The sequence below is a fragment of the Borrelia nietonii YOR genome (assembly GCF_023035795.1).
Taxonomy (GTDB): domain Bacteria; phylum Spirochaetota; class Spirochaetia; order Borreliales; family Borreliaceae; genus Borrelia; species Borrelia hermsii.
Genome location: NZ_CP073148.1, coordinates 65,508 through 86,620, shown reverse-complemented (window position 1 = coordinate 86,620; position 21,113 = coordinate 65,508). Strand labels below are relative to the sequence as shown.

General features: G+C 27.0%; 18 protein-coding genes. 5 read left to right on the top strand and 13 right to left on the bottom strand.

What is annotated here, in order from left to right; translation table 11 throughout:
- Window positions 1-54 precede the first annotated feature (54 nt).
- The 3 genes from bhYOR_RS00435 (at window position 55) to bhYOR_RS00425 (ending at window position 3,923) form a co-directional block, all read left to right on the top strand.
- A complete protein-coding gene (locus bhYOR_RS00435; RefSeq protein ID WP_025399443.1) occupies window positions 55-1,032 on the top strand; it encodes a hypothetical protein in 978 nt (325 codons plus the stop codon).
- 36 nt (window positions 1,033-1,068) lie between these two features.
- Window positions 1,069-2,868: a translation elongation factor 4 gene (gene lepA, locus bhYOR_RS00430; protein ID WP_080684257.1), complete on the top strand. Its 1,800-nt coding sequence runs from the start codon at window positions 1,069-1,071 to the stop codon at window positions 2,866-2,868.
- Window positions 2,869-2,972: 104 nt separating this feature from the next.
- Complete coding sequence (locus bhYOR_RS00425) at window positions 2,973-3,923, top strand: L-lactate dehydrogenase (protein WP_025399441.1); 951 nt, start codon at window positions 2,973-2,975, stop codon at window positions 3,921-3,923.
- A gap of 24 nt (window positions 3,924-3,947) precedes the next feature.
- On the opposite strand, the gene bhYOR_RS00420 is transcribed toward bhYOR_RS00425, so the two are convergent.
- From bhYOR_RS00420 to bhYOR_RS00410, 3 genes are all read right to left on the bottom strand, one after another.
- Entirely contained in the window at window positions 3,948-5,477 is a 1,530-nt protein-coding gene (locus bhYOR_RS00420) for a YifB family Mg chelatase-like AAA ATPase (protein ID WP_025399440.1), read from the bottom strand.
- 21 nt (window positions 5,478-5,498) lie between these two features.
- The gene (locus bhYOR_RS00415) at window positions 5,499-5,903 is read right to left on the bottom strand and encodes an iron-sulfur cluster assembly scaffold protein (protein WP_025399439.1); all 405 of its coding nucleotides are present in this window, start codon (window positions 5,901-5,903) and stop codon (window positions 5,499-5,501) included.
- Window positions 5,904-6,072: 169 nt separating this feature from the next.
- Entirely contained in the window at window positions 6,073-7,341 is a 1,269-nt protein-coding gene (locus bhYOR_RS00410; protein ID WP_025433959.1) for a cysteine desulfurase, read from the bottom strand.
- 203 nt (window positions 7,342-7,544) lie between these two features.
- On the opposite strand from bhYOR_RS00410, the gene bhYOR_RS00405 reads away from it, so the two are divergent.
- Complete coding sequence (locus bhYOR_RS00405) at window positions 7,545-7,862, top strand: hypothetical protein (RefSeq protein WP_012421861.1); 318 nt, start codon at window positions 7,545-7,547, stop codon at window positions 7,860-7,862.
- A complete protein-coding gene (locus bhYOR_RS00400) occupies window positions 7,855-9,138 on the top strand; it encodes a hypothetical protein (protein WP_025433958.1) in 1,284 nt (427 codons plus the stop codon). The genes bhYOR_RS00405 and bhYOR_RS00400 overlap by 8 nt, the downstream gene beginning before the upstream one ends.
- Before the next feature lie 29 nt (window positions 9,139-9,167).
- On the opposite strand, the gene bhYOR_RS00395 is transcribed toward bhYOR_RS00400, so the two are convergent.
- The 10 genes from bhYOR_RS00395 to bhYOR_RS00350 form a co-directional block, all read right to left on the bottom strand.
- Window positions 9,168-10,418, bottom strand: coding sequence for an ABC transporter permease (locus bhYOR_RS00395; protein ID WP_247088154.1), 1,251 nt, complete (start codon window positions 10,416-10,418; stop codon window positions 9,168-9,170).
- Complete coding sequence (locus bhYOR_RS00390; RefSeq protein ID WP_025399435.1) at window positions 10,415-11,095, bottom strand: ABC transporter ATP-binding protein; 681 nt, start codon at window positions 11,093-11,095, stop codon at window positions 10,415-10,417. The genes bhYOR_RS00395 and bhYOR_RS00390 overlap by 4 nt, the downstream gene beginning before the upstream one ends.
- 14 nt (window positions 11,096-11,109) lie before the next feature.
- Window positions 11,110-12,342, bottom strand: coding sequence for an ABC transporter permease (locus bhYOR_RS00385; protein ID WP_025399434.1), 1,233 nt, complete (start codon window positions 12,340-12,342; stop codon window positions 11,110-11,112).
- Window positions 12,329-13,378: a hypothetical protein gene (locus bhYOR_RS00380; protein WP_025399433.1), complete on the bottom strand. Its 1,050-nt coding sequence runs from the start codon at window positions 13,376-13,378 to the stop codon at window positions 12,329-12,331. The genes bhYOR_RS00385 and bhYOR_RS00380 overlap by 14 nt, the downstream gene beginning before the upstream one ends.
- Window positions 13,378-14,223, bottom strand: coding sequence for a signal recognition particle-docking protein FtsY (gene ftsY / locus bhYOR_RS00375; protein WP_025399432.1), 846 nt, complete (start codon window positions 14,221-14,223; stop codon window positions 13,378-13,380). The genes bhYOR_RS00380 and ftsY overlap by 1 nt, the downstream gene beginning before the upstream one ends.
- Window positions 14,224-14,277: 54 nt before the next feature.
- Window positions 14,278-15,687, bottom strand: a complete 1,410-nt coding sequence (locus tag bhYOR_RS00370; RefSeq protein ID WP_025433957.1) for a PEGA domain-containing protein — start codon at window positions 15,685-15,687, stop codon at window positions 14,278-14,280.
- A protein-coding gene (gene prfB, locus bhYOR_RS00365; protein WP_241763721.1) for a peptide chain release factor 2 occupies window positions 15,669-16,746 on the bottom strand; the annotation gives its coding sequence in 2 pieces (ribosomal slippage) (window positions 15,669-16,692 and window positions 16,691-16,746; 1,080 coding nt in all). Before prfB ends, bhYOR_RS00370 begins: the two co-directional genes overlap by 19 nt.
- Complete coding sequence (locus tag bhYOR_RS00360) at window positions 16,746-17,315, bottom strand: hypothetical protein (protein WP_025399429.1); 570 nt, start codon at window positions 17,313-17,315, stop codon at window positions 16,746-16,748. Before bhYOR_RS00360 ends, prfB begins: the two co-directional genes overlap by 1 nt.
- On the bottom strand, window positions 17,312-19,624 hold the full coding sequence (locus tag bhYOR_RS00355) for an RnfABCDGE type electron transport complex subunit D (RefSeq protein ID WP_025399428.1): 2,313 nt from the start codon (window positions 19,622-19,624) through the stop codon (window positions 17,312-17,314). Before bhYOR_RS00355 ends, bhYOR_RS00360 begins: the two co-directional genes overlap by 4 nt.
- Complete coding sequence (locus bhYOR_RS00350; protein ID WP_025433956.1) at window positions 19,624-21,093, bottom strand: hypothetical protein; 1,470 nt, start codon at window positions 21,091-21,093, stop codon at window positions 19,624-19,626. Before bhYOR_RS00350 ends, bhYOR_RS00355 begins: the two co-directional genes overlap by 1 nt.
- Window positions 21,094-21,113 lie beyond the last annotated feature (20 nt).

Sequence of the window (21,113 nt, the reverse complement as noted above, 5' to 3'; positions counted from 1 at the left end):
TGCGGGTATTAAATTTTCTCGCAATTTGTGAGAAAATTTAATATATTTATATATATGCTAAGACCTTTTTTACTTCTTTTTATTTTCGGGTTTATCTTGAATTTAAATTCATCAGTTGTGGAGGAATTTCCATATTGGATTTTACTTGAAAAGGGACGACAGCTTATTTATTCTAAGGAAGGATTTGTTAAATCTAATCTTACTATTGCAATGAATTATTTGCAGGAAGCTTTGCTTAGAAAAGGAATATATCCAGAGGCTAATTATTATTTATCCGTTGCTTATAGCATGATTGGTAATGTTGTACTTGAGAAATTACATCTTCAGAAGGCTTTAGAAAATAAAGATTATTTGTTGGATAAATTTTTTGAGAAAAATATACTTTTTTCTTTAGCAAAGATTGCTGAGCTTGAAGATCATCATGTTGATATGATTGATTACTTAAATGAAATTTTAAGTAAATTTTCAGATAGTGATGATTATTATAATTATCATTATGTCGTTCAAAAATATGAAGATACTACAGGTAATAAATTTAATATGTCGTTTTATTTACATTCTTATTTAAAGCAGGTAAGAGGAACTTCAGGTTTAGATTTTACTTTTAATCTTTATAGATTTAATAATTATAATATTATAGATGCTCACCAGTTATTAGCAAAAGTATATTTCAAGATCGGTGCTTATGAGCTTGCAATTACTCATGGACTTGTAGCTGCAGTTGGTATTTTGACTAGAATGTATGACTATGTTAGTTATTATGAACCTCTTTATGAGTTTAAAAATTTAAGGTCTTTTGCTCGGAAAATAAATGAATATACTGATATTAAGAATAGTTTTGAGTCTACAGATTTTTGGGAAATAGTGTATAACATTGCTTATGCTACTTATAGTTATGATGATGGTAAATATAAGTCGAGGGCTGTGGATACTTGGAAGTTGATAGTTGATCTTGCTCCTAAATTTTCGCCTTATATTTTAAAATCAAGGATTCAGATCAAAGATTTTTTGCTTGGCAAAAGTGTACATTAGTATAATATTTTATTTTAATTTAGGGGAGGTTTAAAAATTAGTTCTTATAAAAAAAATTTTTGTATTATTGCACATATTGATCATGGTAAATCAACTCTAGCAGATAGATTTATACAAAAAGCTAAGATAATATCAGATCGTGAATTTAAAAGTCAAATTCTTGATAGTATGGATATTGAAAGAGAGAGAGGAATTACAATTAAGAGTCAAGCAGTTACTATTGATTATAAGTGTAGTGATGGCAATACTTATGAACTTAATTTTGTAGATACCCCAGGGCATGTTGATTTTTCTTATGAGGTTTCAAGAGCAATCTCGTCTTGTGAGGGTGCACTTTTACTGGTTGATGCAAGCCAAGGAATAGAAGCTCAAACTGTTTCGAACTTCTATATGGCGTTTGAACATAATCTTGAAATTATTCCTGTTATTAACAAAATAGATCTACCAAGTGCGAATATTGATTTTGTAAAAGAGCAAATAAATCATGATTTAGGATTAGATTCAAATATTGCTATTTCCATATCTGCTAAAAATGGAATAGGAATTGATGAGTTGCTTGAGGCTATTTGTAAATATGTTCCATCTCCCAAGGGGAGTATTAAGAGTCCATTAAAGGCTTTGATTTTTGATTCTCATTATGATTCTTATCGTGGTGTTATTGTTCATTTTAGAGTTTTTGAAGGACAAATCAAAACTGGCGATAAGATTAAATTGATGCATGCAGATAGGGAATATTTAGTAGAAGAGATTGGAATTTTTAGAATAATTCTTGAAAAAAAAGATATTTTGGAAGCAGGTGATGTTGGTTATTTTATAGCGGGAATAAAGAATATATCAGATGTTAAGATTGGAGACACTGTAACTCTTGTTGATGATCCAGCAAGTGTTCCTCTTGAAGGGTTTAAAGAAGTGAAACCCGTTGTGTTTTCTTCTGTTTATCCAGTTGATGCTAATCAGTATGACGATCTTTTAAAGGCAATGGATAGACTTAAACTGAATGATGCATCTCTTACTTTTGAAAAAGACGCTTCAGCTGCTCTTGGACATGGATTTAAATGTGGATTTTTGGGACTTTTACATTTAGAGGTGATTCAGGAAAGAATTGAGCGTGAATTTGATCTTAATGTAATATTAACATCACCATCAGTGCGTTATAAAATTGTTCCTAAAAAGGGAAATCCTTATTTCATTGAAAGTCCTGAACAATTTCCTGGAAATGAAAACATTGAAGTTGCTCTTGAACCTTATATTAGAGCTAATATTATTGTTCCCGCTGAATTTTTGGGGAATGTTATGAATGTTTGTCTACTTAAAAGGGGCGTTCAAGAAAATTTGATTTATCTTGATACAAAACGTGTTGAAGTTATTTATAAGATGCCCCTTGCTGAGATACTTTTTGATTTTTACGATAAGATTAAATCTGTAAGCCGTGGATACGCTTCTTTTGATTATACATTATTAGGATATGAGGAAACAGATTTAGTTAAGCTGGATATTTTAGTTAATGGGGATAGAGTTGATGCATTGTCTCAGTTAGTTTTTAGGGATGGTGCAAGATCAAAGGCTTTAAATGTTTGTAAAAAATTAAAGGATGAGATTGCAAGACAACAATTTAAAATAGCGATTCAAGGATCTATTGGTTCAAACATTATTGCACGTGAGACAATTTCACCTGTTAGAAAGGATGTTACTGCTAAATGTTATGGAGGCGATATTACTCGCAAAAGAAAGCTTTTAGAAAAGCAAAAGGAAGGGAAGAAGCGACTTAAGATGATAGGAAATATTGAAATACCGCAAAGTGCATTTCTTGCTGTTCTGAAATCCGATGATAATTAATCTTATGATTAAACAGGTAAAATATTATTAAATTGTTTTAAAGTTTTATAAACTGTTATAAAATTATTTAATACCAATGAAATAATTCTATATGGAGATAGTTTATGCTTAAACGTAATAAGATTGTTCTTGTTGGAGCTGGTGGTGTTGGCTCAAGCTTTGCTTATGCTTTGACAATAGATAACTCACTTGTTCATGAACTTGTAATTATTGATGTAGCTAAAGATAAGGCTAAAGGTGAAGTCATGGATTTAAACCATGGTCAGATGTTCTTAGAAAAAAATATTAAAATAGCATTTGGCAATTATGATGATTGTTCTGATGCTGATATTGTTGTAATTACTGCTGGTCTTAATCAAAAGCCAGGTGAGACAAGACTTGATTTGGTTGGTAAGAATACTAAAATCTTTAAAGAGATTGTAACAGGCGTTGTTTCAAGTGGATTTAATGGTATTTTTGTAATAGCAAGTAATCCTGTTGATATTATGACTTATGTAACAATGAAATATTCCAATTTTCCAACTCATAAGGTTATTGGTACAGGGACAACACTTGATACCTCAAGACTTAGATATTTTTTAGCTGAGCGTCTTAATGTTAATACTCAAAATATACATTCATATATTATGGGTGAGCATGGAGATAGTTCTTTTGCTACTTGGGATGAAACTAAAATAGCGATGAAGTCTTTATCAGAATACATTGCTGAAGGGATAATAGGGGAAGCGGAACTTGATGAGATTCACAAGAATGTTGTTAATGCTGCTTATGAGGTAATTCAACTTAAAGGTGCGACTTATTATGCTATTGGACTTGGAATTAAAAAAATTGTCAATGCAATAATTAGTGACCAAAACCTTATTTTGCCAATATCTTCATATATTAATGGGCAATATGGTAATTTTATTAAGGATATTTATATTGGAGCACCTTCTGTAGTTTGCAAAGAAGGTGTAAAAGAGGTTCTTGATTTTAAAATAAGTGACAGGGAGCTTGAAAAATTTAAAACTTCTGCTAATCAACTGAAAAGTTATATTGATAAAATAGAATTTTAATTTTGTGCCCCAATTGGGGCTTTTTTATTCTTCTAATAATTTTCTACCATGTTTTCTATGTTCAATTGCTTCTAGTAATGCTTCCCTTGAAATATGGGTTTCTTCTTTTAAATCCGCAATTGTTCTTGCTAGTTTTAAGATTGAATGAGTTGCTCTTGATGATATGTTAAGTTTATTTAATATATAAATCATTTCATCTTTTAGTATTTTATCTAATTCACAAAATGTTGCAATATGTTCTGGTTTAAGATCAGAATTCTTGTGAATATTTTCAAAATTTTCATATCTTTTACTTTGTATATTTCTTGCCTTTATTATTCTCTTTCTTATTTCACTTGAGCTTTCATTATCTTCTTGAAATAATTTTGCATTGTTTACTGGTTTAACTGGTACCCTAATATCAATTCTATCGAGCATTGCTGCCCCAAGTTTTTTCCAGTAGTTTGAAACTTCTTGTTGTGAACAAAAACATTCTGTGTCATCTTTTCCAAGATTGCCACAGGGACAGGGATTTGTAGCAAGCATTAACTGAAAATTTGCAGGATATTTGAATGATTTTGAACTTGCTCTTACTATTGAGATCATCTTATCTTCTATTGGTTCTCGCAGTGATTGCAATATTGTTTTTTGAAATTCTAAAGCTTCATCTAAGAATAAAATACCATTATGAGCAAGTGATACTTCTCCAGGGAGTGCATTAGAGCCACCACCAATGATTCCTTCTTTGCTTGCAGTTTGATGAGGTTGTCTAAACGGTCGTCGGCTTATGATTTTTGTATCTATTAATTTACCAGCGACTGACCAAATTCTGTTTGTTTCAATGATTTCTTTATTTGTAAGTGGAGGTAAAATTGACTGTACACATTTGATACTGAGAGTTTTTCCACTTCCAGGAGGACCAAATATCATAATGTTATGCCCTCCAGCAACTGCGATTTCAAGTGATCTTTTGATTCTATGTTGTCCTTTGATATTTTTGAAATCATATTCAAATTTTTCTTCATTCTCTTCTATTTTAAAGTTAATTGTGGGTTTTGATGGAAATATATTATTATTAAGATGTCCTACTATTTCTAGAGCTTCTTTTAAAGTTTTAACTCCCCAAATGTTTAGATTTTCTATTAGAAGAGCTTCTGCTAAGTTGTCTAAAGGTATGATTATGCATTTAATTCCCCTTTCCTTTGCAAGTGAGATAGCAGGTAATATTCCTTTAATTGCTCTTATTTGTCCGTCTAATTGTAATTCTCCTAATATCAAAATTTCTAAGTTATTATTTTGATTTTCTTTGGTAGTTATAATGCTTGTTGCGATTGAGAGATCAATTGCCGTTCCAATTTTTTTAATACCAGCTGGTGCAAGATTTATTAATATTCTGTCTTTTGGAAAAGTAAATTCTGAATTTTTAATAGCCGATTTTACCCTTTCCCTTGATTCTTTGATTTCACTTCCAGCAAGCCCAACAATATCAATTCCTGGTATTCCTTTTCTAATATCTACTTCAACTTCAATTAATTCTCCTTCATATCCTATTGATGAGTGAGAGTATATTTTCATATAATGCTCCTAAATTAAGAGTTATTTAGTTGTATTTAAGATCTCTTTTAGAGCTTTGTATGGCAGCATGAAACAATCTTTTCTATTTGTATATAAAAAGTTTTCAAAATTTTTAAGACTTTTATCAATTTCTTCTAAGTTTTCAAAATTTTTATTGATTGTTTTTGTTATGATTTCTAGTATTGTGTTTCTAGGTTTATTATCACATAGCTTAGTTAAGATATAAGCACTTGAGAGAAGAATTACGCATCCATATGCATTGTATTTTAATTTAATTTTTTCATTATTTTCATTGATTTGAAAGGTTATTTGGTCACCGCATTTAGATTGGTGATATACTGAATTTTGATTTTTATCTGTTTGAAAATAATACTTTCTTATTTTGCTAAGTCTTATTAGTTCCTTTTTTGTTTCTTCTGAAAACATGTTTCAATTTTAAGAGGTTTGCTTGATTAAATCAACAATAACTTTATATTGATTTAATTTAAGTTTTGTATAATTAGGTAAATTTTTACCCATTATCTTTTATATTATTTAGCATTATGATATAAAAAATAATGATTAATAGTTCTTATAATCTTTTTGAAAGATAGATTTAATAAAATTCTTTTATTGTTTTCTTTAGGGAGGATATGAAGATATCAATTTCTTTTTTTGTATTATATAAGTAAAAGCTTATTCTTAGTAGATGGTTTTTTTTAATATTTTCTGAGAGAAATGCAAGGTAAGCACAAGTTTTCCCAGATCTAGTTGCAATTCCCATCGTATCAAGATATGTCTCAACATCATGTGAGTGAATATCTTTTACTGTAAATGATATTATTGATTTTCGTTTGATATCTTTATTTAAAATGAATTCAACTTCATCAATTTCTTTTAATCTTGCAACACAATATTCAATTAGTTCTCTATCATGTTCTTGAATAAAGTCCATTGATATATTATTAATATATTCTATTGCTTTGCCAAGACCAATAATTCCTGCAATGTTTGGTGTACCCGATTCAAATTTATTTGGAGGTTCAAGGGTTTTAAAGTTAGGCTCTCCATTTTCTATGAAAATATCTTCTATAGCATTACCTCCTAGTTTAGAACTGTTGAGTTTATCTATAATTTTATCTGATATGTATAAAACCCCAATTCCTGTTGGAGCAAGCATTTTGTGTCCTGAGAATACTAAAAAGTCACAGTTTATTTTCTCTACATCTATATTCATGTGTGGTGCCATTTGAGCTGCATCTATGAACAGAATAATTTTGTTATCTCTAGCAATCTTTCCAATTGTTTCTAAATCCTGTATAGTTCCTAATATGTTATTTATGCCAGATATAGTAATAATTTTTGTTTTATCTGTAATTAAATTTTTTATTTCATCAGGTTGAATGATTCCCATTTCATTAAATTTGGCAAGTTTGATTTTTAAGTTTAAATATTTGGCAATGTTTATCCAAGGAAGCAAATTACTATTATGTTCAAGTGTTGTTGTAATGATTTCATCATTTTCTTTTAAAAGTTTTGAAAAGAGCAATGAATTTGCTATTGTATTTGTTCCATCTGTAGTTCCAGAATTAAATATTATGTTTTTAGAAGACTTTGCATTGATAAATCTTTTGATGATTTTTCTTGTTTCTTCTACTTTTAAGCTGGATTGTATTGCAAGTCCATGCCCGCTTCTGTGAACATTCGCATTATAGTTTGCGTAGTATTCAACTACAGATGAAATCACGCTTTGTGGTTTTTGAGAAGTTGCGGCATTATCAAAATAAATGATTTTTTTATCATTTATAGTTTTATTTAGAATAGGGAAATCTTTCCTTATGATTTTTAATTTTTCATTTTTGTCTTTTACAAGCTTAAGATCCATTTATTTAGTACTCTTTATTTTTGTGTAAAAACTTTTATTTAAGAATTATACCATTATTTTCTATTTTATTTTTACATATAGAACTTCTTGCATTTTAATGTTTTTATTAAGTCATTTTGTGTTCTTGAGATCTATATTTTATAATTATGTTATAATTTTAAGCTTTTATATTTTGAAGATATGTTTATGTTATAATTCGTCTTATGAAAGAAATAATTTACAGATTTGAAAAAGCAGAAGATTATAAATTAGTACCTGTTAATAATATTTATGGTAGTGTAACTAATACTGGAGAGATTTTTTGTGATCTTGTTTTCGAATCTACAGAGATTCCTGAAGAGATCGTTTATACTAAGACTAAAGAAGGTGTTTTAGAAGAGATTTCTGGGGAACTTAAGGGTTCTAAAGAGAAGATAATTTTAATAAATTCTTTTGTTGGAATTTCGGTTACAAAAGATACTGCTAAGAATATTGCTTATTGGCTCTTAAAGAAAGTTGATGAATTAGAAGATAATGAGTAAAACTTCTGAGGATAGAATTAAGATTTATTTATCTAGGCTGTCTAAGTATAAGAATAGGGTTTTAAGAGAAAGAGATATAGATGAGATTATTGAACGAGCGGATATTTCTGATGCTGATATTGAGAATATTGAAATGCGTTTCTCTAAGGTATATGATAAAGCACGGCAATTAGAGAGAATGGGGGAGTTGAGTGATGCTTTAAGAGAACTTGAGACTGTATATTTGTATTCTCTTCATAATAAATCTAGTTTTGCTTCATTTTTTAATCTCTATAAGAGACTTGTAAAAAGAATAGCTACTAAAGAGATAAATAAAAAATTTATTCATGTAAGTTTACAGGCTCAAGAATTTGGAATAGTTAGTGGGATTAATTTAAGAAATTATAATGATGCTGAGAGGTTAAAACAGCGAGTATTAATATTATTGTTAAGTTTTATATTAATAGCTATTGTTGCATTTATTACATATACACTAATGCATTCCTTTATTAGTGGCTACGAAGAGCTTGATGGAGTAGAAGATGTTCAAAAGACCACTCCCCAAGGCTTACCTTCAGTTACAAGGGCATCTGATTTAATAGTTGAATATGCTAATCTTGTTGAGAGTCCTTATGTTTTATATCATGTTGAAGTTGAAGATGCGAAGGTGTTAGTTTTTGAAGATGCACATGCTTATCAGTTAAAAGCAGGGGTTATTTCAGCTAAAGAACCTATTAAAAGAATTTCTTATAGTGTTACTGTTTATGATGATTTAGGAAAACCTATTTTAAGTAAGGTTTTTGAAAAGACAAGTGATTTTCAAAATAAGTGGGGTAAAGGTGTATATGCTCCAATTGATTTTATATACAATATTTCTAAAGAAATTAATGAACATCCTAAGAAGATGGTTCTTGATATACGTTTAATTGAATTTTTTAGTGAAGTTAATAATGTCTCTAGTATTAATTTAGAGACAAGTTCTTCAATATTAAATTTTAAGTATCTTGGGAGTTATTTTAATGAAACTTTTGGAATTTATGAGGCTAATTCTTTAATAGAAGTTTACAATGATTCAAAGGATAATATTAAAGATTTGGAAATCGAAGTGGTTTACGTTGCTAGAGATAGTCATATTATTAGGTCTTTGCAACGGAAGTTAATTTCTGAGGCTAATTCTTTTCTTAAGCCTTATTCTAAGCAGAGTTTTTCGTTAAAGACTATTTTCCCAAAAGAGATTTATCCAAATATTAAAGAAGAGTTATCTTCTATTAAGATCGTAAATGTGTTTGCAAGATAGTATTCTCATGTATAGAGATATTGATTTATCTATAAAATTTCTTTTTCTTTAAGCTTTGCAATAATACTTAAAGGAATAAGCGTTGTTGCGATACTAATTAGTGTGTAAGATAAAAGAATAGTCAAGCTAAATTTGGTGCTTATTTTAATATTAAATTCAGAGATATAATAATCAGAGTTTAAAAGTTCTGTATTGTCAGCTCCAAATAGTTTTAAAACTGTATTAATAATAATATCTATTATATTAATTAAATGTTCTATATTAATGGTTATGTAATTTCCAATGATTATGCCTATTAAACAAGATATTGAGCTTAGAATAAGTGCTATTAATATAAATATTAGTTTAATACTTGAATTATTCATTCCAATTGATTTAAATATTGCAATTTTCTTCTTATTCTCAAGTATTAACATACAAAGAGATGAGGATATATTAATGCTTGCAAATATTACAATAAATGCCATAATAAATATTAAGAGCTTTTTGCTGATATCTAAGTTTTTATATTTGTTTAAATAAAGCTCATAAAATGTTTTTATTTTATATTCTTTAAATTCTTTTGCAATGTTTTTCTTTAAATTATCCGCTTTTTCTTTAGTATTGGGCTTAACAGAGATTCCAATTATACTTTTAGAAAATTCTTCCGACATTATATTTGCGTCTTGTAATGAAATGAGAACTAAGTTTTTATCAATTTCCCTTAAACCCGTTTCAATGATTCCGGATATATTAAATTTCTTTGCCCTGGGGAATATCTTTTGATGCTTATTATTTGGTACTACTATATAGATAGATTCATTGATGTTTAAATTAAGTCTGTCTCTTATTTGTTTTGATATTAATATTTCGTTTTTGTTGAAGCTCTTCTTGCCATCTATTAATTTTATATGTTTATTTTCATCAATAAATTTGTTTTCTACTGCTCTTATTAATACTCCTTGTTTTTTTTGATTTCCAATTATTCCGTAGGTTCTTCTTTCAAAAAAATATTTTAGTTCATTATGTTGATATTTTTTTTTAAATTTTTCTAGTTTAGATCTAAGATGGGTATCTTTTTGAATTTCGTTATATTCGATTTGTACCGAGAATCCTTCATTTTCAATGTATTTCTCTATTGTGGAATTCATGATGTTGTTTGACATGTAGTAAACAATAATTAAAGGAATCATGACTAAACTTAAAGATATTCCAGAACCAATTAGTGCTTTTTTATTTTTTGAATTTGTAAATATTATGTATGCTATTTTTGTGAGTTCTTTAGTATTGGGACGCATCATATTCTCTTTAGTGTTTTGTCTTTAAGTTCATATTTAATATCTGCTTTATTTGAAAATTCTGGATTGTGACTAACTAAAATTAGTGTTTTATTAAATGTTTGAGTTGTGTCTATTAATAGAGATTCTACCGTTTTTGCGGTGTTAATATCCAGATTGCCAGTAGGCTCATCGCATAAGATTATATTTGGTTCATTGATTAAAGCTCTTGCAATTGCAGCTCTTTGTGCTTCCCCTCCTGAGAGTTCTGAAGGGTAATGTTCTGCTCTTTTGTTTATTTCTAATATTTTCATTAAGCGTAGAGCTTTTTGATTTATTGTCTCTAAGCTATCTTTTCCTTCAATTATTTTAGGTAAAATAATATTTTCAAATACACTAAACTCATCAATTAAATTATGATTTTGAAATACAAGACCTATTTTTTTGTTTTTGTATAAGCTTAGGGTTTTCTCATTTGCATCTTTTAAGGATATTCCGCATGAAATTATATCTCCTGAGTCCATTTTATCAATTCCTGATATGATGTTAAAAAATGTTGATTTGCCACATCCGCTTTTGCCTTGAATTGAAATAAAGTCTCCATCTTTTACATTTAAACTCAAATTTTCTAATACTTTGATTTTTGTTTTGTTTTTAGTGTATGTTTTATATATTCCTTTTATACATAGTATATTTTTCATTTATAATGCTCCATTTATTTTGTCAGCATATTTAACTTTTTTGTTACCCTTAGGCTTGAGTATATTGTAAACAAACAAGCAAAGAATAGCGTGAATATTAAATCACTGAAAAATATTTTAGGTGTAATTGTGTTTTTTACTATTTTTATTTCTATATTTTCTAGTTTTAATTTTAGTATGTAATTAATAAGGTTAATTAAGCTGTTTATTAAAATATCAATTACATTTAGAATTTCATTGATGTTTAAAGATATTGTAATGCCTGCAATGAGTCCAATAATGCTTCCGAGTATGCAAATTATTACTGAGTGAATTAAGAATACTTGCCTGATTTTTTGCGATTTGAGACCTAAGAATAAGATTATTGAAATTGACCTGCTTTTATTAATTATGATTCTTTTTTGTAAATAATATGTGTTAACGGCAATGACAAGAAATATGCTTGTTAAAATGATTAACATTGTATTCCTCTCTATTTTGAGTGCTTTATAGAATTCTTTATTATATTCGTTCCAAGGTTTGAATTGAATGTTTGAATTTATGTTTTTTATTTTGTTTATTAGTTTTTTGCTAGGATATAAGTTTTGTGTTTTTATTTGATAATTAATGTCTGAATCTTTTATGAGTTGTTTTTTGTAAAAGTAGTTAATATTCATAAACACTGTGGATTCATTTATTTTGGCATAATTGCTTTTAAAAATGGCTTTTATTTTAAAATGTTTTATTTCGTCTTTTAATGTTTGTAAGTTTTTTATTTCATCACTTAATATCAGTCCTATTATGTCTCCTTCAAATAAGCCTAAGTTGTGTGAGAGTACATCTCCTATTATGATTTCATCATCATTAAGTTGGAGTTCAGATTGTGTAAGGCCTGTTAGGAGAATAAAATCTTTGTCTTTTATGATATCTTTTGTGTCAAGTGCAATGATATTCAAGATACTTGGATAGTAATAATTTTCAATTCCAATACCTTGTGTTTCATATATTTTATTTATTTGAATTATTTCTTTAATCTTTTTAAGAGCATTAATTTCTTGATCATTTAATTTGCTTTCGATTTTTAAATTTCCACTCTCTAAGGTAGATATGCTTGTGAAAAAGTCATTTTGAAAACCATTCATTATCGATATTGTGATAATGATAATGATTTGTCCAAGTACTATGCTTAAGATTATTACAATTGTAAGTGATAAACTATTTTGCTCATCTAAAATTAATCTTTTCAGTAAAAATTTATTTAGTCCCATTTTTATCTCTAGTAATATTTTTATTTATTTCTTCAATAATTTCATCATTTTTATATCTTACTTTAAAGATAGGATTTCCATTATAGTATATTTCTTGTTCATATTCATTGTCATTAAAGTAGTCAGTTTTTAATAATATTGAGCCATTCTCGTAAATTGTTTTTGACTTTAAATTATTATCAGAATTATATTCGTATGTTGTTTTAGTGTTATGTTCTTTTTTATTTTCCTTTACAGTTATATTTTCGACTATAACGTTTCCAGATGCATTATATTCAAAATCACTTATCTTTATTATTTCATTATTTTTATATATTTCTTTTCTGATCAGATTGTGGTCTTTATATTTTGATATAGTTTTTATATTTTCTTCTTCTGCGGTATTGATTACTTCGTGCTCATCTAGATATTGATTTTTTTCTCTAGATTTAATTTTGTTATTGTCTAATATTATGCTTTCTAAATGCCTTTTTTGATCATCATATTGGATTACTTTTGTTTTGGATTTTTTTATGTCAAAATATGTTGATTTGATTTCTCCATTAATTCCGTAATTCCAAACTTGGAAATCCGAACCCGTTATTTTTAAAAGCTTGCCATTAGTGTCTTTCATGTAGTGTAGTGTTTTAGGTTTTTGATTTAAAATTTTGATTTCTTTATAAATTAAATCATTGTTTTTATAAAAATAGTTTACAGATTCGAGAATTATTCCTTTGGGACTATATTTTATTTCTTGTATTTTATTATTTAAGTTGTCATAGATTTCTTCGTTTGTTTTAATGTTTTGTTCATTATAGAATGTTAGTTTTTTTTTATCTTCTATTGTTTCTTGTGTTTTGTATTTTGTCAGTTTTAAGTCTTTAAAGAGACTAAATTTTTCAATTTCATCAATTTTTGTATATTCAATGTAAAATCCTGTTTGTGGAATTTCATATATTTCCTGATATTTATTGAAAAATACATCGGACATGAAGTACCTTTGCCCATGTGCACTTGGTATTATAAATGCTAAAAATAATATTACTATCTTTTTTATCATAATAACTTATTTAAGTAGTCATCAGTGTTAAATTCTTTAATATGTTCTACTTGTTCTCCAAATGTGAAAAAGTATATTGGTTTCTTAAATAGCTTTGAGATATTTATTATTCCACCTGCTCTAGATGATGAGTCAAATTTAGTGGCTATTATTCCATCAATTTCTATTGCTTTGTTAAATATTTCTGCTTGATTGTTTACATTTTTCCCAGAGATAGAGTCTATTACTAATATTTTTTTATAGTTAATATCTGTTTCAATTATTTGTTTTTTAATTACATTATCCATCTTTTGGAGCTCTTTGATTAAGTTTTCTTTGTTTTGAAGTCTTCCTGCTGTGTCGATTATTAATATATCATAATTTTTACTCTTTGCACTTGAAATGCTGTCAAATATTACTGCTGCTGCATCACTTCCTTGATTTTGCGATATGACTTTAATTCCAATTTTTTCACTTTGTATTTTAATTTGTTGAATTGCTGCTGCTCTGAATGTGTCGGCTGCAGCTATTAATACGTTTTTACCTTCATTTTTAAGTTTATTGGCAAGCTTTATGATGCTTGAGGTCTTGCCAACTCCATTTATCCCAATTATAAGTAAGATGTTTAAGCTTTTATTCTTTAAGTTAAGGGATTGTTGGTTTATGTAATTTTTTAGAAAGTCTTTTAGTTTTAAGAGAGTTTCTTTTTCATCTTTGACTTTAACTTTTTTTATATATTCTATTATTTCAATTACTATATCATTTTTGATATCTGCTTCTAAGAGAATATCTTCTAAATTTTCAAATATTTGTGTTTTTTCTTGATTTTTAAATAGATTCTTTATCTTATCAAAAATACCCAAAATCTTCATTCTCCTATGTTTCTATTGTTTACTAAATTTATTTTACAATGTGATCTATTCACCTCTGCTTGCTTCTTGAATATATTGTACCAAATGAATTATTAATGGTATAAAGCTGCCAATAGAAAGTGTTATTCCTGTGCCAAGTAAAAATGTTGTAATCATTTGTTCAGATTTTGCGTTGTATAGATCTTGAGATGTTATCCTACGTTTAATAATATTATGTAAAGCCATATTATAAAGTTCTGATGATTCATTATATTTTGTTATGGCAAAGGCAGTACCTATTAGGTTTAATGTGAAGATCCCGAGGTTGATATAGAACCTATCTCTTTTTATAATAAGCTCACTTTTATTATCTTTTAACATTTCTATATTAATTTCTTTATCTTCTTTGCTTATTATTTTGAACATGTTTTTGTATCCTTGAGCTTGCAATAAAATAGATTCTGTGCCCTCAGGTTCTTCGATTTCAATTGGTGTTTCTCCTATGAATACTCCTTTTTGAAATACTTTGGATTTTACATTACTTGTAATTGATATTTTTTTAGAATTTGCTTTTTTTAATTTAATATTTAAGTTAATTGTATCTCCGCTTTTTATCTTTTGCTTTACTGTGTAGGGTTTGTAAGTTGTGCTTGTGATGTTAATAGTAATTTCTTTGTTGGGGAGTTCAGAAATATCCCATATATCATTGTTATATAGTCCTTTTGCTACAAATTTTTCGTTTATATATATTTTGGCCTCTGAATTATTGAGAATATTAATTCTAAGCTTAATAAATTCTCTTCCTAATATTTCTTCAAGACTAAGTTCTGCTATTTTATGTGCAATATCATCAACGGATGATGATATTTTAAAAATTTCTTTTTGAATCTTGACCCCTTTAGGAGTGATATTGCTAATTTCAACTAGATAATGTTTTTCTATTTTTTTAAAGTGTATATAACTCATAAAGAATAATTCTTGTCTTATTAAAAATTCTGTGTTCAAATTTGATAGATGTATTTTTTCTTCATGTTTTTTATATGTTGCTTTTATTTTTTTTAAATTTTTAAGGTACTCTTCAAGTTCTTTTTGTTTAATTTTAATGTTTTCAATGTCTTTTTTAAGTTCATTAATCTTGATTTCTGTTTTATTTTCTTCTCTTGAGCTTATTGCATTTTGGAGTCTTTTTTTGTCCATATCTTCTTTTAGTCTGCTGAACTCTCTTTCTTTGTTTATTATGTTTTGGTGTATGTAAATGCGTTTGATGAAATCTTTGTCATTGTCATTGACAATATGTTCATTTATTGTGTTGTAAATTTTGCTTAGTGTTTGCTCAATGCTTTCTTTAAGATTTTTATTTTCATCTTGTGTGTCTATGATATAAGAAAAACCATATTCAATATTACTTTGAGGATATGCTAATTTTATTGTTAAGATTGAAAATAATATTATTATGATTAACTTAGATTTTTCCATTTTAGATATTCTTCTATAAAGTTATCAATGTTTCCATCCATAACAGAGATAATATTTGGATTTTCAAATTTTGTTCTGTGATCTTTTACTAGAGTATAAGGTTGAAAGATGTAAGACCTTATTTGATTTCCCCAAGATATATCTTTTTTCTCCTCTTGTTTAGATTTACTTTTTTGTTGTTCTAGTGCTTTGTAGTGTTCATAAAGTTTTGATTTTAATACTTTCATTGCTAGCTCTTTATTTCTATGCTGACTTCTATCAGTTTGAGATTGAGTTACTATGCCCGTTTGAAGATGGGTAATTCTAACAGCTGATGATGTTTTATTGACGTGCTGTCCTCCTGCTCCTGAGGCTCTATATGTGTCGACCCTAATATCTTCTGGTTTAATTATTATCTCAATTTTATCATCAATTACAGGATCAATGAAAACAGACGCAAAAGATGTGTGCCTCTTTTTTGCAGCATCAAAAGGAGAAATTCTTACAAGACGATGTATGCCTATTTCACTTTTTAAAAATCCGTAAGCATATTTTCCTTTTATTTCAATTGTAACAGATTTAATGCCTCCCTCAGCTTCAAGTAAGTCTATAAGTTCAGTTTTATATCCACGTCTCTCAGAATATCTCAGGTATGTTCTATATAACATGCTAACCCAATCACAGGCTTCTGTTCCACCTGCTCCAGAGTGTATTGTCAAAAACGCATTACTTATATCAATATCTTCTTTAAAATAAGATATTGTTAAGAGATGTTTATATTGTTCTTTTAGTTTATTAATATCTTTATCAAGTAGTATTGCGTCTTCTTCGCTCTCTGCGATTTCGCAGAGTTCTCTTAAGTCTTGGAGTTTAAATATTAAGTCCTCCCAAGGTTCAGTTTTAGCTTTTAAAATATTTTGATTTTTAAGAATTTCTTGTGCTTTTTTATTATCATTCCAAAAATTTTCGTTATTTATTTGTTTCTCATATTCTTTAAGTTGTGTCTTGAGCTTATCTTTGTCAAAGCTTCCTCCAGACATTTTTAATTTCTTCCAAAAGTCCATTTATTTTTTCTTTCATTATAAACTCTCACTATTATTTATTAATATAATTATATTTGGAATTAAAGATAAAATGAACATTATAAAAAAATACATTGTTTCATTAGCTAATATTTTCGATTTTAATCTTTTTTCAAAATTTCTCTTTATTAGTATGATTAATATAAGCGCTATTAGGACGCTAAGTGAAGATAAAATAAGTATTTTGATTCCTTCTAAAAAGTTATGACTTTTATCTAGAGCAAAGAATGTTATTGCAATTAAACTACTATTAGATAGAAGAAAATCGTTTGAATATTTTGATTTGTTGTTGTAAGCAATTAAGATATTATTTAATGTTTTTAGTACTATCGTTAGTATATAGATCAATGTTATATATATAATTGGTATTATAAATAATAAATTATGTTCTTTAAATAATTTATAGACATAAAAAAGACCTGAGTAAATTAATAGAGAAGTTATCATTATGATTAAATACTTTTTTGATAATGTCTTATTGTCTTTTATCTTTATGTCTTCAATCCCAATAAAGTGTATTAGTAACAGATTATTTATTAATAAATACATTATTAAACTATTTTTCATAATTTTATAATTTCTTCTCCATTTTTATTTTTATGTTCTATTACTTTTGCTTTATTCATATTTAAATGATGCAAGATTTTTTTAATCTGAAATGTTAAGCTATATCTTTTTATTAATGTTGAACTTACCTGTAGTATGAAAATGGATATTACAGCTGATAAAGTTTCAAGTGGAATATAGCTTAATGTTATAAAATATGCCAAAGATAATGTAAGTCCATAAAGTATTTGTTCAAATTTAAAGGGGGGAGCTATTTGCAGTTCTGTTCCCATGGTAAATATTAAAATCATTGTAATTGGTGACATTATTAGAGTTAACATATCAAAACTTATATAACTGTAAAGACCAAGACTTTTTAGTATATAGGCAATTAGTAGTAGACTTATGTAAAAAGATAGTGGTATTAATTTATTTATAATGAATTTTCCAAGAATAAATGAAAAACCGATATAGATCAGAATGGGGGATAAATATTTTTCGTTTTGTAGTCCAAACAGGTTTTCAATGTGAAATCTTGGTATCATTATATTTAGATGAGATAATATCTTGTCATTTATAAATTTTTCAATCATATCAATGTGCTTGTTTTCATGTCTTTTAAATCCTTTTAAGCTTTCTAAATTTTGAATGTTTGGATTTTGATGAATTATTTTATTCCAAGTAGGAATTATATCTTCTTGTCTTGAGAGTTCCTTAGCATATGTTTGTTTAAAGCTTGATGGGAAATTTAGTAATAAAAACATAAATGAAATTAATATGGGGTTCACAAGGAATTTGGAAAGCTTTGAGAAATAAAAGAATACTAAAAATGTAAGAAATAGTGCCATTATTTTTAATATGATGGATAAATTTAAAGGTAAGATTATGTTGATAATTAATGCAGTATATATGAAGAAAGAGAGATATTTATGTTTGGATTTTAACATTATTGGGATGTATGAGCACAAGCTTGTGATTGTCAATATGAATGTATCAATTAAAAATTTTACGTTGTTTGTAAAAGAGAATATTAAGCTGGGCATTAAGGCTAAAATAATAGTTAAGTAGATATCTTTTAAATTATTTTCAGTGTATATTGGTTCATTGTTGAGGCCCAGATTTAAGATTTTTTCCTTAATTTCTTTTTTTACTTTGTTTATTTCATCTTCTATTTCAGTTTCAGTATATTGCAGACATTGTAATTGTTTATTGGCAGGATTGTTATCCTTAATCTTTGACAAAATAATTTCTTCCATATATAGTGGTGAAAAGCTAGGTATTTTTAAGAGTTTTATTTTACTAAATATTGATTCTTTTCTTAGTATTGTAATGCTGTATATATCTCTTGTTATAGGTACATTGAGATTATTTATTTTAATCTTATTTGCTGGATTGTTTAGAAATACGTCATATTTTTTTGTATCAATATCTTCATTTATTATTTGTTGAATAGATGTTCCAATTTTGATTTTGATTATTTTACTTTGTATTTTTTGATTGCCGTTTATGGTTATAAACTTTTCTTTATATGGAGAGTTTGTTTTGAGAGTGTTGTACACGTTATAAAGGTCTTCAACATTCACTAAAAGTATATTTTTATTTGGATTTATGTTATTTTTTGTGCCCTCTTCATTGTATAAGAAGTGCATTATCACTTCATGATTTGAATATGGATATGAAATATTGGGAATTAATTTAATTTTTAATCTTTTGTCTTTAAAGATATTTAGGGTTTCAAGTTCTTTTTTTAGGTTATAGTTGCTAAGTACTATTAGTATTTCTTTGCATTTAAATATTTTGTCGATTGTTTCAAAGCCGTAAATAATTTCATTTAATTTTTCTTTTATTAATATTTCTGAGATATTTGTAAATGGATCTTTTCCATTTATTAATAAAATCATTTTATCTATTTTTTTACATTTACTTACATATTGAAATAATGAATGTTCATTAAACCATGGGATTCCTAGTCGAATTAACTTTTCTAGTGTTTTTTCTCTTGATTCTTCCTCAACTGAGCATTCTTGTTCATTTTTGATTCTCCCGTGAAATCTTATTAATGCTGATTTTAATTGATGTTCATTTGGAAAATTAGCGATATATATTTTTTCTATTGTTCCAGATATTGGAGCATATGTGTATAGCTCTGCATTTTTATTTTTTGACAATATCTGTCCTTCTGAGATTCTTTGATTTTCAATGATATATATTGTGGACTTTGAATTTTCTGTTTCTAGTGGAATTAAAACACATTCAGGCATTTGGATTTCATTTATATTTACTTTATACTGCCTTTTTGTTTTTATTTTTATCGTTTTTGAGTTAGACATCAAATGTTTCCTCTAATATATTTTCTATAGTTTTTTTCACTCATGTTTAAAATAATTGTAAATTTTATTGCTTTAAATAGGAATAGAAATAAGAAAAATGGAAATGAAAGAGTGAATAAAATTGTAAAATTATCTTTATTGATTGTAATATTAGTGGGCGTTTCTTTGTATATTAAGATTGGATTTTCATTTTCTAAGAATAATCTTGAGAGTTCTTTATTAAGGTTTTTAGATATAAATTCTTTGTCTACCTTGTATATAGTTTTTGGATTGATGGTTATTTTGTTGTTTTCTATTGCAAAATAGTCTTCTCTTACATTTGTGTTTACTTTTCCATACTGAGATGTGCTTTTGTATTTAAGCTCATTTTGGTAAAATATATGATACATATAACCTACAATGTTTGGAATTTCTTCATTATATCCCACCATTAAGTAAATATTGTTGGGATTTAAATAGTCAAAATAGTTTAATTTTTTGCTGTAGAGATAATTAAAATTTTTATAAGAATTAAGTATATTTTGTGCATAAAAAAATGGCATTAATGAAGCTATAAATAACATTATGTATATAAGGATCTTGAATTTTAGAATTTTTGTTTCTCGTTTTCGTTCTTTTATTTCAATTAAAGATAGGAATGTATGTTTGAAATTGCTTTCAGTTTTTATCCAAGTGAATATTAAGAAAATGCAAAGTGTTGATATTGATACAAAAATAATAAGAAGTGTTTCAAGATTGGTGGTTAGAAAGTTAATGATCACAATAAAGTACAATACTATGAATAAAAATAGAAATATTGGAATTTTGATTTTATCAATTAATACTGTAAAACTGATATTCCGTAGGTATATTTTATTGTAATTTTTATTAAAATTGTCGATTAATGTAAATAATAAGTAAGAGAGTATAGTTAAAGGATAAAAATATAATATCTCATCGCTAAATATGAATATGGTACATGAACTTATTAGAAAAAGGATTATAAAGGGTGCATATTTGATGTTTAATAGCAATAAAAGTGTTATGATTACTATGAATGTTATGCTTGAAAAATATTTAATTTTAGTCTTGTAGTTAAAGGAGTGCATTTCTGCTTCAATATTTTGATCGTGCTTTAGTTTTTTAAGATCGCTATTGGCGAATGTTGATTCGACATAGAGTATTTTTTTGTTTCCTATATTAAATAAGTTAGGCAGTTTTTTTAAAAATGGATCTTTCCTGAGATCATGGTCATTAAGGTGAATTAATTTATCTATTGTTATCTCTTTGAAGTCTGGGAAGTCTAATATGGTTATTTTTGTTGTGTATTCAGATATTGTTTTATATCCTAATGCGTTTATGTAATCATTTGCGGTTTTTAAATCTTTTTCTCCTTTAAAATATATTGGTTTATAATCTCCGAATTTTGCCATATTGCAAGAGGCCAGCGATAGTATTAGCAATGTATGTAAAAACTTTGGTAGGTTCATTTTTCCCTTTTAATCTGTTG

Excerpts from the sequence above, each read along its gene's own strand:
- bhYOR_RS00435 (WP_025399443.1), top strand. The coding sequence starts at position 55 with ATGCTAAGACCTTTTTTACTTCTTTTTATTTTCGGGTTTATCTTGAAT.
- bhYOR_RS00425 (WP_025399441.1), top strand. The coding sequence starts at position 2,973 with ATGCTTAAACGTAATAAGATTGTTCTTGTTGGAGCTGGTGGTGTTGGC.
- bhYOR_RS00420 (WP_025399440.1), bottom strand. The coding sequence starts at position 5,477 with ATGAAAATATACTCTCACTCATCAATAGGATATGAAGGAGAATTAATT.
- bhYOR_RS00415 (WP_025399439.1), bottom strand. The coding sequence starts at position 5,903 with ATGTTTTCAGAAGAAACAAAAAAGGAACTAATAAGACTTAGCAAAATA.
- bhYOR_RS00410 (WP_025433959.1), bottom strand. The coding sequence starts at position 7,341 with ATGGATCTTAAGCTTGTAAAAGACAAAAATGAAAAATTAAAAATCATA.
- bhYOR_RS00405 (WP_012421861.1), top strand. The coding sequence starts at position 7,545 with ATGAAAGAAATAATTTACAGATTTGAAAAAGCAGAAGATTATAAATTA.
- bhYOR_RS00400 (WP_025433958.1), top strand. The coding sequence starts at position 7,855 with ATGAGTAAAACTTCTGAGGATAGAATTAAGATTTATTTATCTAGGCTG.
- bhYOR_RS00395 (WP_247088154.1), bottom strand. The coding sequence starts at position 10,418 with ATGATGCGTCCCAATACTAAAGAACTCACAAAAATAGCATACATAATA.
- bhYOR_RS00390 (WP_025399435.1), bottom strand. The coding sequence starts at position 11,095 with ATGAAAAATATACTATGTATAAAAGGAATATATAAAACATACACTAAA.
- bhYOR_RS00385 (WP_025399434.1), bottom strand. The coding sequence starts at position 12,342 with ATGGGACTAAATAAATTTTTACTGAAAAGATTAATTTTAGATGAGCAA.
- bhYOR_RS00370 (WP_025433957.1), bottom strand. The coding sequence starts at position 15,687 with ATGGAAAAATCTAAGTTAATCATAATAATATTATTTTCAATCTTAACA.
- bhYOR_RS00360 (WP_025399429.1), bottom strand. The coding sequence starts at position 17,315 with ATGAAAAATAGTTTAATAATGTATTTATTAATAAATAATCTGTTACTA.
- bhYOR_RS00355 (WP_025399428.1), bottom strand. The coding sequence starts at position 19,624 with ATGTCTAACTCAAAAACGATAAAAATAAAAACAAAAAGGCAGTATAAA.
- bhYOR_RS00350 (WP_025433956.1), bottom strand. The coding sequence starts at position 21,093 with ATGAACCTACCAAAGTTTTTACATACATTGCTAATACTATCGCTGGCC.